The sequence below is a fragment of the Chitinophaga eiseniae genome (assembly GCF_012641265.1).
In the GTDB taxonomy this organism is placed as follows: Bacteria; Bacteroidota; Bacteroidia; order Chitinophagales; family Chitinophagaceae; genus Chitinophaga; species Chitinophaga eiseniae_A.
Map to the genome: position 1 here is coordinate 737,760 of NZ_JABAHZ010000001.1, position 14,916 is coordinate 752,675.

Genomic DNA, 14,916 nt, shown 5'->3' on the forward strand with positions numbered 1-14,916 from the left:
CGATATAAGCAAAACGGCTGTTTCCAATGAGAAACAGCCGTTTTTAATAAAATATGATTGGAGAGATATCAGAACCAACTGGTATTTTGTTCTTCCTCTTCTACTGGTCCGGCTGCATCAGCAGGAGCAGTGACAGTTTGCGCCACGGCTGCCTCTGCAGGCAGCTCAGAAACAGCTTTAGGAGCCGGCATTACATTTTTGCGGATGGCGCCTTCTACCACAGCACCTTCTTCTATTTCCAGCACCATGGCATTTACGTCGCCCTTTACCAGGGCTTTATTGCTGATATGTGCTTTGTTGCTGATGTAAACATCGCCATACACTTTTCCTTGTACTACCAGGTCGGTAGCATATATATGGCCACGAATGCTTGCCGTTTCACTTACCACCAGCTTACCGGTGGTTTTTACATCGCCCCTCACATTACCGTCGATTCGGCCCGAAACAGAAGCGTCAATGCTGCCGTTGACGGACACGGTTTTAGGAATACGAAAAGCTCCGGGGACAATTATATTTCGGAATAGATGTCTGACACTGATCACACGTACAAATTAGAGGGTGATGGGATTAGGTGTTATAGTAGGAGTATGCTGTAGCTGGTCCTCAAAAGTTGAAATAATAGAACTGGAGTTACCGAGATCCAGGCCCACACTCCGTTGTGGTTTGTTATCTGAAATTCTTAATGAATTATAAAGATAACCAATACTCATGAGTTTTTCTGGTTCAGGCGCAACTTCTACAGGAATAAAGTCACGGAACTCTTCTACAAAAGCATCAGTCAGTTCCCGGTAATGGGCGCCGCCGCCCATGAGATAAATTTTCTCACAGGTTTCAAAATCCAGGTCGGTAAAGTAACTGCGCATCAATGGCGATACTACTTCTTTATAATATTGTGTGAGCACGCCCTTACGCATATCGCGCAGATCTATGCGCTTGCGGTTGGTGAAGATAGAACCTTTCATAAAGGCATCATCCACCTGGTGCTCATTCTTCATTTCCAGGTAATGTTTCTGGTTGAGCTCACGGGTAAGATTGTTGATCGCATAACGGATACCGTGAGAACTGAAGCAGGTACGGTGAATCAGCCCATCGCCCGTGGCCATACCACCTTCAATGGTACCAAACCCAAAACTCACTGCGATGAAGTTATCGAGCTGTGGTTCATTAATGGTTTTCTTCAAACCAATAATACCACCCACAATTTCAGGGATGACTTCATACTTCTCAATATCAAACATCGCTTTCTTAAATGAGCCCTTGGTATTGTAAGTTTGGGTATCGTAGTCGATCAGGAAATGTCTTTTACTTAAAAACTGCTCCGCCGCATTTTTGTAGATATTGTAGGTAGAAAACGGAAAACCAAGAGTCAGGGCTATTGGCTGCTGTACCTTATCGATAGTATTCAACAACGCCGCTTTAAACAATATTTCGTAATCTTCTTCCGTAGGAGAGGCATTGGTCACCCTGCCCGGATTGATACCGCCTCTCTTCGCGAGATTGCCTACCAGGTACCAGGCTTCATCTTTTTTAATTTTTAATCCGTTGAGTAAGTCTTTACTTGAGTTTTCGGTGTTTCCAAATGCGGTCTCAAAAACGCTTGGGAAGCTGGTTGTTGATACTTTCATAGTACTTTGTTAATAACGTTGTGGCCGTGACTCTCCCGCAGGAGGGTTTTCATCGGGATTGAAATAGTAATTAAAGATATAAAATATTAGGATAAGGGGGTGACAACCAGTGAATTTACGATAAATTTAATACAGCATCTCCGAATTTCAAAATACCCGTAGATTTCGTATGTACTGATGACAGTATCATTCCGTGCATCAATGGATACTAAAACCCGGCTTTTCAACGTTTTTAAGCTGTCCCCATCCCATACCTGTATACTGTATTAAAATGCAGTGATAGCTAAGGTTACCACTACACAAATCTGCTGATATGAAACTGCTGCTATGGTTGCCCGTCTTGTTATTACTTTCCTGTCACTCCTCGCAAAAAATCTACCAGGCGCCGGCAGTAGGGGCAGAGGCGCAGTTCGACCGGGGGCTCCGGCCGGAAAAACATCCCCGTTACCTCTTTGATAAAAAAACAATGAAGGATATGCAACAACGAGGAACGGCATCAGGGTACTCGTCTAAGCGCAGGAGTTCAGCCCCTACCATTCCGTTGCCGGGTGAAGGCGGACACGGAAAAGACAGCACCAGCGCAATAAAGGACAGTACGGCTGCACCGCTTCGGGCCGACTCTACCCAGGCACCTGCATTACCCACCGATACTGCCCATCACGGGCAGCCGGGCCATATAAATTGATCCGGGGCAGCGGCTCAGTTTCCTGTTTATTCCCTACATTTGGTGCTACTGCTTTAAATTGTTTATGAGGAAAGTTTTCATTTTTTTACTCCTGGCCGCCACCAGCCAGGTGATAGCGCAAACCCCATTGTACATGCCACTTGGATTCAAAAAGGCGTACGACCGGCAAACCCGCAGTCATAGCGGCGCCCCCGGAAGTAAATACTGGCAGAATAAAGCGGGGTACGATATACAGGTCAACTTCGACCCAGCTACCAACCGGGTAGCCGGCACCGAAACAATCCAATATACCAACAACAGCCCGGATACGCTTTACTCCGCTAATTTTAAATTGTTTCCCAACCTCTTCCAGAAAGGAGCTGTGAGAAATATGCCCGTGTCGGCAGATGACCTGATGGATGGCGTGGTGATTAAAAATATGAAGATCAATGGAAAGGATAATCCCGTGATAACGCCCACCAAAGGGACTAACATGCCCGTGAATATCCCGGCACTGTATCCCGGGCAGTCGGTGAAATTTGATCTTGATTTCTCTTATATCCTGAACGAAAATACCCATATCCGCACAGGTTCCATCGATACCGGCGCCTATTTTATTGCCTATTTCTTTCCACGTGTAGCCGTATACGATGATATCAATGGCTGGGATATGATCAGTTATATGGGCATGCTGGAGTTTTATAACGACTTCAGCGATTTCCGTGTAGCCATTACCGTTCCCGGCGCCTACCAGGTGTGGGCTACCGGCGATCTCAAAAATCCCAGCGAAGTATATGCTGATAAATATGTGCAACGTATTGCTGCCGCCGAAAAGAGCAATGATATTGTAGCGGTGATAGATACCAGCGATATCCGCGTGGGCAATATCAGCCCTAAACGCAATACCAACACCTGGCGCTTCGAAGCTACCAATGTGCCTGATTTTGCGTTTGCCCTCAGTAACCACTATTGCTGGAATGCTACCAGCGTTCAGGTAGATGACCAAACCAAACGACGTACCCGCGTTGATGTGGCGTTTAATCCCAATCACGCCGATTTCTTCGATGTAGTGCGCTATGCCCGCATAACGGTCGATAAAATGAGCCATTACTTTCCCCAATGGCCTTTCCCTTACAACCATGAAACGGTGTTTAATGGACTCGATCAGATGGAATATCCCATGATGGTAAACGATAATCCGCTCACCGATAAGGCGCAGGCCATTGAACTGACCGACCACGAAGTATTTCATACTATGTTCCCTTTCTATATGGGTACCAACGAAACGCTGTATGCCTGGATGGATGAAGGATGGGCTACCATCGGGGAGTGGATCATTTCACCCTGCATCGACAGCACCATTATCGACGATTATGGGATGGCGCCGTATAACTACGTTGCCGGTAAAGCGGCTGATCTGCCCATTATCACGCCTTCTAATCAACTTACGGAAGCTTATGTAACCAATTCCTATCCCAAGCCGGCACTGGGATACCTGTATGTGAAGGATATGCTGGGTGATAGCCTTTTCCTGAAAGCACTGCATTATTATATTGAACAATGGCACGGAAAACATCCGCAGCCGTACGACTTCTTTAATTGCATGAACACTGGCGCTGGCAGAAATATGAACTGGTTTTGGAAAAGCTGGTTCTTTGATAATGGATACCCCGACCTGGCCATCGGTAAAGTGTTGCAAAAAGGGAAACAAGGTGTAGTGGAGATAGTATCGAAAGGCACCAAACCTGTGCCGGTAGATGTGACAGTGCTGCTGGAAGACAATAGTACCCTGAAGCTGCACCGGAGCATTGCCTGTTGGGAAAAGGGGAACAAAACAGTTTCGTTGACATTTTCTTCTCCCAAAAAAATAAAAAAAGTAACCCTGGGAAGTACCTGGATAGCGGATATCAATAAAGCAGATAACGTGTATGAGCTGAAATAATTCATCAACGGCAAGGGGCCATGGTTTCAACACCATGGCCCCTTGCCGTTGATAAGCTATCTTTTACAACGTATCATAATACAGGGAGTAGAGCTTCTGATTCACGCCTCCCACTATGCCAAGGCCTCCCTGCGTATTACTGCGGAGTTGTATGGCCTGAATAAGGCTGTTTAACCCGGGATTGCGTTTTACTTTTTCGTAGGTCAGCAGAAAATCATAGTATTCTTTCGAAACAGATTTTACATATACCTGTACCCGGCCCACCGGTGCAATGGCTTCTGCCGGGCTGGAACTCAGCGCGGTAGCATTGATATAAAAATAAGTGGTCAGTGGTTTCCCCGATTGTGTAAATAAGATGCTGTTATAGTTTTCATTCAATCCGCCAACCTGGTTATTGTCTGCATTTTCATCCTGGGTATAGCAGGGAATGCGCAGAAAGTCATTCAGGAAGATGCTGTCTTTTTTCATATTAATGCCTGGCTTATCTTTTACCTGGTTATAGAGCGCCTCATTTTCGCTTTTCCGGTATCTCACGCCCTGCCAGGTAAAGGATGTATCCAGCGTTACACTTTGTTTCAGCGCCTCCATTACCAGGTATTGCTTTACGCCAGGCAAAGGATAAACGGTGAAATGAAAACGTAATACGGGCCGCCCGTTCAGCAAAGTCCGCACCGTATCCAGTAACTCCAGCTTAAACGGAGGAGGAATGGTGGGAGGGGGCTGCACAGTAATAGGTCGTAGTCCCGGAACCTCTACCTTCATGGTATACGTTTTGCCGCCCAGCAGCTTCGTCTTGCCCTGGTAAAGACTCATAGGACGCGTGGTATCAGGCACATAAGGCAACTCCTCCAGTACTTGTCCGCCTTTGTCCATGAGCGTTACCTTAGCATTGTTTACCAGTATAAATCCATTGTCTACACCCGGTGCTACGGGCTTGCTTTTGCCTACCAGCACCTGTGGTACCTCTCCGGCTACCAGCTCACTGTATACCACCGCCCGCGGCGCGGCATGGTTATCTGGCAGGGGTAACTGCCGTTCGCATCCGGTCAATAACAACCAGGCTGCCATGGGTAATATGAAGAAGAGATATCTCATGATTAAAATTTGAAAGTATAACTCAGATAAGGTAACGTCCTGAACAGGCTATATTGATATAACTGTAACGGGTACACGTTATCATATGCGAAGTAAGAAAATTGATCAAAGCTCACAATAAATGGATTGCTGCGGTTGTAGATATTGTAAATACCGCCTGAAATCACATGTTTGAACCGCCGCTTACTGCCCAGGAAAAGATTGGCGCCCAGGTCGAGATGATGTACTGAGTTGAGGCGATAGTTATTTAATCGCGCTATGTAAGGCAGGTAGTTGACCTGGAAGGTAGAAAAAGGAGAGTAGCGTTCATCCAGGTATCCCTGTATATTGCGTGCCCAGTCGAAGTCCGGGAATATTTGCGTTGGCAGCGTGAAAGGCGCGCCACTGGCAAACTTCCAGGATGCGGAAAGGTTCCATTTCTCATTGATCCGGTATTTAACCGCCAGGGAAAGATTGTGCCGGCGATCTTCTTTGTAGGGAAACATTTTGCCTCCGTTCAGGCGGTCGAATTGCCGCCATGCCCAGGAAAGGGTATAGGAAAATACGCCGGTGAGTTTTCCCTGTGTTTTTTCCAGCAAAATTTCGCTCCCGTAATTATAGCCATTACCCGCAATCACTTTCTTTTCCCACAGATCAGAGTTGTCAAATATATTCAATACGGTGTTGGTGGTAACGATATCTTTCAGTTGCTTATAGTATAGGTTTACATTAAACCGCCAGTCATGGCTCCATTGCCGTTGGTAAGAGAGGCTATAGGAAAAAGCATGCTCTGGTTTAATATTGTCGGTGCTGGGTACCCACAGGTCGGTAGGCAGGTTAATCACAGGCGTGGTCAGTTGATGCACGAACTGCGTCATTTTAGCAAATGATAGCTGCAGGAATTGCGACTGGGGCAGCTGCCAGCGTACCATGATCCGGGGCTGGGCGCTGGCATAAAACGACGAGGATTGTATCAATGCCCCGAAATGCAGGCCAGGCCGCACAATCAGCTTATCATTAAATAAGCTGAGCTCATCTTCTGCATAGGCCGTTACCTCCGACATATAGTAAATGGGCGCCTTCCGCACTGCGGCTTCTCCTGCCGAAATATTGGTATGATAGGCCGTAGGTGCAAAGTTGTGATATGTATAACCTCCTCCCAGCGAAATATGTTGCCGGTTGCTGACATTATATTCTGTTTCATTTCTCACGGCAATATCCCGGATCCGCGAAACGCCCTTACCCTTTACAAACAGGGAGTCGTTGATCGTAAGCGGAATAATAGAGTTTTGGGTAAAGAGGTTGTAAAACCGGCTATAGGTAGCGGTGGTATTGGAGAACACCCTGGGATTTACTACCCGGGTCCATTTTACGGCCGCCGTAATATTGCTCCAGTCAAAATTGTAATCGTCAAATAGCTGTATCACCGGGTTGGTACTCTGGATAAACATCTTATCCTGTCCCTTATAAAAGCTCACATACAACCGGTTTTTATTGTTGATGACCTGGTTGAGTTTAAAGTTGACATCATACAGATAATATTTGCCATAGTCTTTGAGATAGGTTTGTCCGTACAACGCATCTACCAGGGATCTTCTGACAGACAGTAATACAGAGCTTTTATCTTTTACAATAGGTCCTTCCAGTAAGGCGCTGGCGGAAACGGGGCTGGCGGTAACACTGCCATGCCACTCTTTCATATTACCATCCTTGGTGCGGATATCTACCACGGAAGACAGGCGCCCGCCATATCGTGCCGGGAAAGCATCTTTGTAAAGAGATACGTCTTTTACCGCATCGCCATTGAAAATAGAAAAGAGGCCAAACAGGTGGCCGGTATGATAGAGGGGCACGCCGTCGAGCAGGTACAGGTTCTGATCTGCTGCGCCACCCCTGATCAGCAGGTTACTGCTACTTTCCAGGGAGCTGCTGGCGCCGGGGTATAGCTGCAGTGACTTGAGCACATCTTTTTCGCCCAGTAACGCCGGGAAATTGGACACATAGCCCACGGGCATGTTAATAAACCCGGGCTGGGAGTTGACTTCCTCTTTTTCCCCGTTAACCACCACTGTTTGCAGCATGCCCCTGGTTTCCAGGTGAACGTCCAGCTGTCCCTCGTCGGGAGGGGGCAGGTGCTGAAATATGGGCTTGTAACTGATATGTGAGAATACCACCCCCTGGCAGGTATCCGGTACCTGCAGGCTGTAAAAGCCATAAGAGTTGGTTTCCGTACCTTTTTTGGTAACCGGATCGTACACAGAGGCGCCGATGATGGCCTCATTACTATTCGTTTCTTTTACGAAGCCGCTGATGGTGTAGTACTGGGTTTGGGAACTTTCCCTGAGCAGGAATATTTTGCCGTTCAGGGCGGCCGCCTGTATGCCCGTTCCCTGCAGGATGGTTGTTAATACCGCGCCAGTGGTACGTTCGGTTCCTGCCAACTGAACTTTTTTATTTAGATGAAGAAAGCTGGAACTATAGGATACACTAACCCCCGTACTTTTCTGGATATCCTGTATATAAAAAAGGATGGTGCCCTGTTTGGATGGCGGGATATAGGGACGCGCGAGAATATCACTTCCTCCGGTCTGCGCCCGCAATTGACTGGCGGGCAGCAACAGCAGAGCGGCACAACATAGATATAAAAACTGGTTTAATAAGCTACTGGCTGATGACGATAGTGTCGCCTTCCTGTTGGTATTTAAACCCAAGCAATAGTTGTAATTCATGCAAAACATCATCACAGGACTGATGCTGGAACGTTATCGTAGCTTTTTGCTGCGCGGCCGTTTCCCTGTATTTTTCATCAATCCTGATATCTTTTGCGTAAAAATCGGCTAATTGTGGCAATATTTCAAGAAGTGACTGATCATTAAATTGCAAAATCCCTGTTTTCCAGGCAATAAAGTTGGGATTGTTGTTGTTGCGGGCATATAATTGTCCATTTCCCCAGGTCCCTTTTTGGCCGCTGGCCAGCACCAGGGACGCGGTATCACCTTCCACGCCCAGCTTTACATTACCGGATGCTACTACCACCGTTGTGCTGTCCTTCCCGGTTTGTACGGTAAAGGAAGTACCCAGTACCTCCACCACCGATTGGTTAGGCGTTTTTACCAGGAAGGGGTGGGATGGATCGCTGGCTATTTCAAAAAAAGCTTCTCCTTCCAGTTCCACGATCCGCTGATTATTATGATAGCCATTAATATAACGGATGCGGGCGCCCTGGCGGAGGGTAACCGTAGATTTATCAGGTAACTCCAGGCTTTTTATCCTGCCGTCGTTGGCGGCCAGCTCATGTTTTTTCAAGCCAGACCGGCTTTCCAGCCACCAGGCCCCTACAGTGAGCAAAATTAAAATAGCGGCCGCAGCAGCATATTTAGTATACAGGTATTTTACTTTGGATGTATTGGATTGAATAACCTGGTTGGTCTTTTCCCAGGCAGCTGCAGTATTATATTGACGGGGTGGTATGGCAGCGGATGGGCTGTCACCCCAGATTTTGGCGAGAATTTCGTATTCTGCCCGGTTTTCGGGGGACTTATCCAGCCATTCCTGTAAAGTTGCAGATTCTGCCTCAGTACATTGACCGGATAACTTCTTAGCTATAAGTTCATGTAGGTAAGTATCTAAATGCTCCATAGTTACGGTGTGCTCTACTTAAATAACGCTCGGGTGTGACGATCCCTCTATAAAGGTTAAAATAATTTTAACAAAAAGAAAATGGCAGCCGGTAATCCGTATTGCTGCAGGTATTTTCTTAGTAATTTGAGTGCCCGCCCCATATAATTTTCTACAGTTTTGGCGGAAAGTCCCAGCTTAGTGGCCGTTTGCTGATGAGTCATCCCCTGGAGCCGGCAACAAGTAAATACCTCTTTACATTGTGGTGGGAGATTGGCAATAGCTTCGTATATCAGTTGTTCGTAGTACGGCCTGGAATTTTCTACCTCCCTGGCATCCGGATCTTCTGCGTGCTCCATTATCCATTCAAATCCCTTGTTGCCCGCTTCTTCTGTGGTTTGCCTGCGTAGTACAGAAATAGAATTATTGCGGACAGCCCGGAATAAGTATGCCTTTATGTTAGGTATATTTATCAGCTCACGATGTTTTTCCCAAAGCCTGATAAATGTCTCCTGTACTACATCTTCTGCTGCAGCATCATCTTTCAGAAAACTAAATGCGTAGTTACATAAGTCATTATATTGTGAATCGAATAACGCTTTGTAAGCCTGGTAAGAAGGTGATGTAAGCATTTAACCTTCAGATATTTTATATGCGTGAATGATCGCTGCGAAAGTAACTATCTTTTCGAAAACAAACATATTTGCTCCCCTGATTTTTAATGCACTTTTTTTTAATCGGAGATAGAGGGAATTACTTCTATCTGCGTTGTATAGCTAACACCTATGCCTATATGTCTGTAGGAAATTTTTTTTAGTTGTGTTTTAAAACCAGGGTTGCATAGGCGCTTATGCAGCCCTTTTTTATCTTCTCCCTGTATAATATTATCTTCTCCTGATGCTGTTTTGAAATTTTTTGCAATCCATTGCACGGACTTGTAAATTAGTCCCCGGCACATTTTGTATTTTTATACAAAACCATGTACTATGTCCGGAACCTTCTCCAAACTGAAAAATGCCTACCTGCTGTTGAAGCATATCGACCTGGGTATGCTGGCCCGCTTGTCGGAAAAAGTTGACCTGCCCAAAGTAATGGAATCGGTAGCCCATATGAACGATCAGCAGTTACAGGGCCTGATGAAAATACTTGGCGGCAGCGGTAAGAAGAAAGAACTCCCGCCCATCGACGGCGACTTCTACAACCTCGCCGGCAGACTGAATGAAGAAGACCGGGCATTACAGCTGAAAGTAAGGGCATTCATGGAGAAGGAAATTCAGCCAATCGTTAATGAATACTGGCTGAAGGCCGAATTCCCTTTTGAAATCATTCCCAAATTCCGTGAGCTGAATATCTGTGGTGTTACCTATAATGGTTATGGCTGCCCGAACCGCTCTTTCCTGATGGAGGGTATCATTGCCATGGAAATGGCCCGCGTAGATGCGTCGATCGCTACCTTCTTCGGTGTTCAGAGCGGGCTGGCTATGGGATCTATTTATATGCTGGGTTCCGAAGCGCAGAAACAGGAATGGCTGCCGGGCATGCAGCAGCTGAATATCATTGGCGCTTTCGGTTTAACTGAACCGGAAGTTGGTTCCGCCGCCGCCGGAGGGCTCACTACAACGGCTAAACGGAGCGGGGACACCTGGGTACTGAACGGGCAAAAAAAATGGATCGGCAACGCCACCTTTGCAGACGTAATCGTTATCTGGGCCCGGGATGTAGATGATAACCAGGTGAAAGGTTTTTTGTTGAGAAAAGATACGCCCGGTTTCAGCGTAGAGAAAATACATGATAAAATGGCGCTACGTATTGTACAGAACGGGCTGATAACGCTGAAAGATTGCCAGGTGGCCGAGACCGACCGGCTCCAGCTGGCCAATTCTTTCAAAGACACCGCCAAAGTACTGCAAATGACCCGCGCCGGCGTGGCCTGGGAGGCAGTGGGCTGCGCCCGCGGCGCCTATGAAAACGCATTGGCGTATACCCGTACCCGTAAACAGTTTGGAAAACCCATCGCCGCTTTTCAACTGATACAGGGACACCTGGTAGAAATGTTGTCTAACCTCACCGCCATGCAAACCATGGTGTACCGTCTCTCTGAAATACAGGATGCAGGCCAGTTACGGGATGAACATGCTTCCCTGGCAAAGGTGTTCTGTACCCTCCGCACCCGTGATGTAGTAAGCCGTGCCCGTGAAGTGATGGGAGGGAATGGCATTCTCCTGGAATACAATGTGGCCCGCTTTGTAGCCGATGCGGAAGCTATTTATTCCTATGAGGGTACTAAGGAAATCAATTCCCTCATCGTAGGAAGGGCGATTACTGGCTCCAGTGCATTCGTATAAAATATGAATTCTTTTTTATAGTTTAACGCCACAAACCACGTTATTCACTCAATGAACTGCTATTATGAATTTATTTAACCGCCGCAACTTCCTCCGGAATGTTTCGCTGGGAAGTATGGCTACTATTAGCATTCCCAACATTGTTACCGCTGCCGTTGCTGTTGAAAAAAGTAAAAAGATCGGGCTGAAAAAGGAAGGCATCATCCTTTTCCAGGGCGATTCTATCACAGATGCCGGCCGAAAAAGAGATAAAAATGAACCCAACAACAGCGCTGCATTAGGAAGCGGATACGCCCTCATGGCAGCATCAGGGCTGTTGCGCAAGAACGCCGACAAGAACCTGAAAATTTATAATAAGGGCATCAGCGGAAATAAGGTTTTCCAGCTGGCGGAACGCTGGGATAGCGACTGTTTCGCAATAAAACCCGATGTGCTCAGTATCCTCGTAGGAGTGAACGATTATTGGCATACGCTCAACAATAATTATAAGGGTACAGTTCAAACCTATCGCGACGATTACAATAAGCTACTGGAGCGTACCAGGCAGCAGCTGCCCGACGTACAACTGATCATCGGCGAGCCTTTTGCCGTGAAAGGCGTCAGCGCCGTAGACGACAAATGGTACCCGGCTTTCGATGAATACCGCGCTGCAGCGAAGGAAATAGCCGATAAGCATCAGGCCATTTTTATTCCCTACCAGGCCATTTTCGATAAAGCCCTGCAATCGGCTCCCGGCGCTTACTGGACAGGGGATGGGGTACATCCCTCCGTTGCGGGTGCTCAGCTGATGGCGGAAGCCTGGCTGCAATGTATAAAGTAACAGTTTCCTTCTTCCCTGATTTTTAAGATTAAGTACTTCTACTGAATAGTGACAACGGGGTGCAAACTAGCTTTGCACCCATTAACCCCATATTGTTCACTATTAACATTTAATCATGAAAAAATCATTTCGTGCCCGCCTGGCTGATGTAACATTATTTGCTGTTGCCATCTTAATGGTGCTCTTTTTTTCTCAATGCAGGAAGAAAGATGATCAGCCCGGCGGTATCGACAAGTCCTATCTCATCAATAAAAAATGGAATATTGCGGCGGCTACGGTAACACCTGGCATAGACATGGGGCAAGGGCCTGTAACAGATTTGCTGGCTGTAATGCCGGCCTGCTTCCGGGATAATTTTATCGTGCTGAAAGAAAATGGTACAGGTACGGAAGATGAGGGAGGAGACAAGTGCCCGGATTCAGACCAAACCCGCAGCTTCAACTGGAGCATGACCGCAGATGGCACATTTAGCGGTGAAATGCTGGATAATTTTGAAGGGCATACCAGTGTAGTTAAAAATGACCACGGGTTCACCCTTACAGCAGTAGGAAAGATCGATGGAGAAAATGTCGTAAGATCGGTTGTTATCGTCTACAAAGCTATTTAATACAATACCTGATTCAATAAGCAAGGATGATACCTTTCAGGATCTGCATATATCCTGTCGGTTAGATTGGACCACGCGGCTTCCCTTTTGGGAGGCCGCTCTTTTATCTGCCCTTTACATTTATTACATTTGTTTCATCACATGAATTTCCACTTATGAAACAAACAGGTATTTTATTAACAATAATGTTAGGATTGAACATGACGATCAGCGCTCAGCAGCAAACTATTCATCTATGGCCAGGGAAAGTTCCCGGCGAAACCGCTGCAAAGCATGCAGCAATGGTAACGCCCGACGGCAGTAATAACGTTAAACGGCTGACAGATGTCACCGACCCGGTATTGGAAGTGTTTCCGGCTCCGACAGGCAATAGCAATGACGTGGGGGTAATTGTCAATCCCGGTGGCGGCTATAACATACTGGCTATCGACCTGGAAGGATATGAAATTGCAGCCTGGCTTAACAAGCTGGGTTATACAGCGTTTGTATTGCAATACAGGGTACCTAAGAAAGAAGCCGGCGCCTTGCAGGACGCGCAACGGGCTATTCGCCTGGTACGCAGCCGCGCTGCTGAATGGGGCCTGCAGCCCGATAAAATAGGCATGATGGGCTTCTCTGCCGGTGGTAGCCTCACCGCCCGCGCAGCTACCCGGTATAACGTGAACACCTATACGGCCGTTGACAAGGCCGACAGCCTGTCTGCCCGGCCGGCATTTGGTATCCTGGTATACCCAGCTTATCTTGATCAGGGTGCTAACAGAACGCTTACGCCCGAACTGACCCTGACTGAGCAAACGCCCCCTATGTTTCTCTTTGCTACTGCCGATGATCCCTACGGGAACAGCGCCCTGGTGATGGCCGGCGCCCTCCGGGATGCAAAAGTGCCCGTGGAATTGCACTTTTATGCCAAAGGTGGTCATGGATATGGATTGCGCAGCGGTAATCCCGCAGCAGACGCCTGGCCCGCACTCCTGGAACAATGGCTGAAAACAACTGTGAAATAATTATAACGAGGCAGGACTGATATTGGGAGTAAATAATTCTCTACATTTGACCGACGCTAAAACCTGTTACTATGGGAATTTTTGATAAACTCAGGAATGAATTTATTGACATTATTGAGTGGACAGACCCGTCCACAGACACCATTGTGTGGAAGTTTCCCCGCTACCAGAATGAAATAAAAATGAACGCGAAGCTCACCGTGCGCGAATCACAGGTGGCCGTTTTTATGAATGAAGGTAAAATTGCCGACGTATTTCAACCCGGCATGTACACACTGACTACACAAAATATGCCCATACTCACCACCTTGCAGGGATGGAAGTATGGCTTTAATAGCCCGTTTAAGGCAGACGTGTTCTTTGTGAGCACGAGGCAGTTTACCAACCAGAAATGGGGTACTAAAAACCCGGTGATGCTCCGCGATGCGGAATTCGGACCGGTAAGACTCCGTGCTTTTGGTAGCTACGCTTTCCGGGTAAAAGATGCCGGCGCTTTCCTGAAAGAGGTAGCGGCTACCAACCCGGAGTTCACCGTAGAAGGCATCAACGAACAACTGCGCAACCTGGCGGTATCCCGCGGAATGGAAGCCATCGCGGAAGCAAAGATCCCCGTACTTGACCTGGCGGCCAACTATGAAGAAGTATCTTCGCAGATCACCAGTAAAATCGGTACTGAATTCAATGAGCTGGGCCTGGAATTAACCAAGTTCCTCATCGAAAATATTTCCCTGCCACCAGAAGTAGAAACCGCGCTCGACAAACGCAGCAGCATGGGCATTGTAGGCAACCTGGGCGCCTATGCGCAGTTCCAGGCAGCCAACGCCATGGAGAAAGCAGCGGAAAATCCTAATGGCGGCGGGCTTGCAGCAGCAGGACTGGGCGCCGGTATGGGTGCAGCCATGATGGGACAAGTAGGGAATGTCTTCCAAAACAACAACCAACCTGCCAATACCGGCGCGGGTACGCCTCCGCCATTGCCCGGTGCTACTCCTTTCTACGTAGCCATTGAAGGAAAACAAAGCGGCCCTTTTGATGTGGAACAACTCCGCCAGCTGGCAGCTGCCGGCAACCTGAATGCCCAAACCCTGGTATGGAAAACCGGTATGGCTGCCTGGTCGGCCGCAGCTACTGTGCCTGAACTGGCGCCGGTATTAGCTACCATTCCGCCACCATTACCCTAACAATCATTGGTAACGGCTGTTGATTCCTGCATCGAC

14 protein-coding genes are annotated in these 14,916 nt (G+C 47.5%); 8 read left to right on the plus strand and 6 right to left on the minus strand.

What is annotated here, in order from left to right; genetic code table 11:
- Window positions 1-68: 68 nt before the first annotated feature.
- On the minus strand, window positions 69-476 hold the full coding sequence (locus HGH91_RS02915) for a polymer-forming cytoskeletal protein (RefSeq protein WP_168736949.1): 408 nt from the start codon (window positions 474-476) through the stop codon (window positions 69-71).
- Window positions 477-551: 75 nt separating this feature from the next.
- Entirely contained in the window at window positions 552-1,625 is a 1,074-nt protein-coding gene (locus HGH91_RS02920) for a ParM/StbA family protein (protein ID WP_168736950.1), read from the minus strand.
- Between the two features lie 313 nt (window positions 1,626-1,938).
- Here HGH91_RS02920 and HGH91_RS02925 point away from each other — a divergent pair, with 313 nt between their 5' ends.
- Together HGH91_RS02925 and HGH91_RS02930 are read left to right on the plus strand one after the other, a co-directional pair.
- Window positions 1,939-2,310, plus strand: coding sequence for a hypothetical protein (locus HGH91_RS02925; RefSeq protein ID WP_168736951.1), 372 nt, complete (start codon window positions 1,939-1,941; stop codon window positions 2,308-2,310).
- Window positions 2,311-2,374: 64 nt separating this feature from the next.
- Complete coding sequence (locus HGH91_RS02930; protein WP_168736952.1) at window positions 2,375-4,231, plus strand: M1 family metallopeptidase; 1,857 nt, start codon at window positions 2,375-2,377, stop codon at window positions 4,229-4,231.
- A 63-nt stretch (window positions 4,232-4,294) separates the two neighbouring features.
- Here HGH91_RS02930 and HGH91_RS02935 read toward each other — a convergent pair whose 3' ends face one another.
- Together HGH91_RS02935 and HGH91_RS02940 are read right to left on the minus strand one after the other, a co-directional pair.
- Window positions 4,295-5,326 carry a DUF4249 family protein gene (locus HGH91_RS02935; protein WP_168736953.1) on the minus strand — a complete coding sequence of 344 codons (1,032 nt, stop codon included), beginning with the start codon at window positions 5,324-5,326 and terminating at the stop codon, window positions 4,295-4,297.
- A gap of 2 nt (window positions 5,327-5,328) precedes the next feature.
- Complete coding sequence (locus tag HGH91_RS02940) at window positions 5,329-7,746, minus strand: carboxypeptidase-like regulatory domain-containing protein (RefSeq protein WP_168736954.1); 2,418 nt, start codon at window positions 7,744-7,746, stop codon at window positions 5,329-5,331.
- Window positions 7,747-7,764: 18 nt separating this feature from the next.
- Here HGH91_RS02940 and HGH91_RS02945 point away from each other — a divergent pair, with 18 nt between their 5' ends.
- On the plus strand, window positions 7,765-7,944 hold the full coding sequence (locus tag HGH91_RS02945; protein WP_168736955.1) for a hypothetical protein: 180 nt from the start codon (window positions 7,765-7,767) through the stop codon (window positions 7,942-7,944).
- A 22-nt stretch (window positions 7,945-7,966) separates the two neighbouring features.
- Here HGH91_RS02945 and HGH91_RS02950 read toward each other — a convergent pair whose 3' ends face one another.
- Both HGH91_RS02950 and HGH91_RS02955 read right to left on the minus strand, forming a co-directional pair.
- A complete protein-coding gene (locus HGH91_RS02950) occupies window positions 7,967-8,944 on the minus strand; it encodes a FecR family protein (RefSeq protein ID WP_168736956.1) in 978 nt (325 codons plus the stop codon).
- Between the two features lie 56 nt (window positions 8,945-9,000).
- Entirely contained in the window at window positions 9,001-9,555 is a 555-nt protein-coding gene (locus HGH91_RS02955) for an RNA polymerase sigma-70 factor (protein ID WP_168736957.1), read from the minus strand.
- Window positions 9,556-9,909: 354 nt separating this feature from the next.
- Between HGH91_RS02955 and HGH91_RS02960 the strand changes: the two genes are divergently transcribed.
- The 5 genes from HGH91_RS02960 to HGH91_RS02980 all read left to right on the plus strand — a co-directional run bounded on the left by HGH91_RS02960 (window position 9,910) and on the right by HGH91_RS02980 (window position 14,880).
- Window positions 9,910-11,268 (plus strand): acyl-CoA dehydrogenase family protein, encoded by a 1,359-nt coding sequence (locus tag HGH91_RS02960; RefSeq protein WP_168736958.1) that lies wholly within the window; start codon window positions 9,910-9,912, stop codon window positions 11,266-11,268.
- A 64-nt stretch (window positions 11,269-11,332) separates the two neighbouring features.
- A complete protein-coding gene (locus HGH91_RS02965; RefSeq protein WP_168736959.1) occupies window positions 11,333-12,088 on the plus strand; it encodes an SGNH/GDSL hydrolase family protein in 756 nt (251 codons plus the stop codon).
- A 115-nt stretch (window positions 12,089-12,203) separates the two neighbouring features.
- Window positions 12,204-12,695 carry a hypothetical protein gene (locus tag HGH91_RS02970; protein WP_168736960.1) on the plus strand — a complete coding sequence of 164 codons (492 nt, stop codon included), beginning with the start codon at window positions 12,204-12,206 and terminating at the stop codon, window positions 12,693-12,695.
- A gap of 185 nt (window positions 12,696-12,880) precedes the next feature.
- Window positions 12,881-13,699: an alpha/beta hydrolase gene (locus tag HGH91_RS02975; protein WP_247651640.1), complete on the plus strand. Its 819-nt coding sequence runs from the start codon at window positions 12,881-12,883 to the stop codon at window positions 13,697-13,699.
- Window positions 13,700-13,770: 71 nt separating this feature from the next.
- Window positions 13,771-14,880: an SPFH domain-containing protein gene (locus HGH91_RS02980; RefSeq protein ID WP_168736962.1), complete on the plus strand. Its 1,110-nt coding sequence runs from the start codon at window positions 13,771-13,773 to the stop codon at window positions 14,878-14,880.
- Window positions 14,881-14,916: the final 36 nt, after the last annotated feature.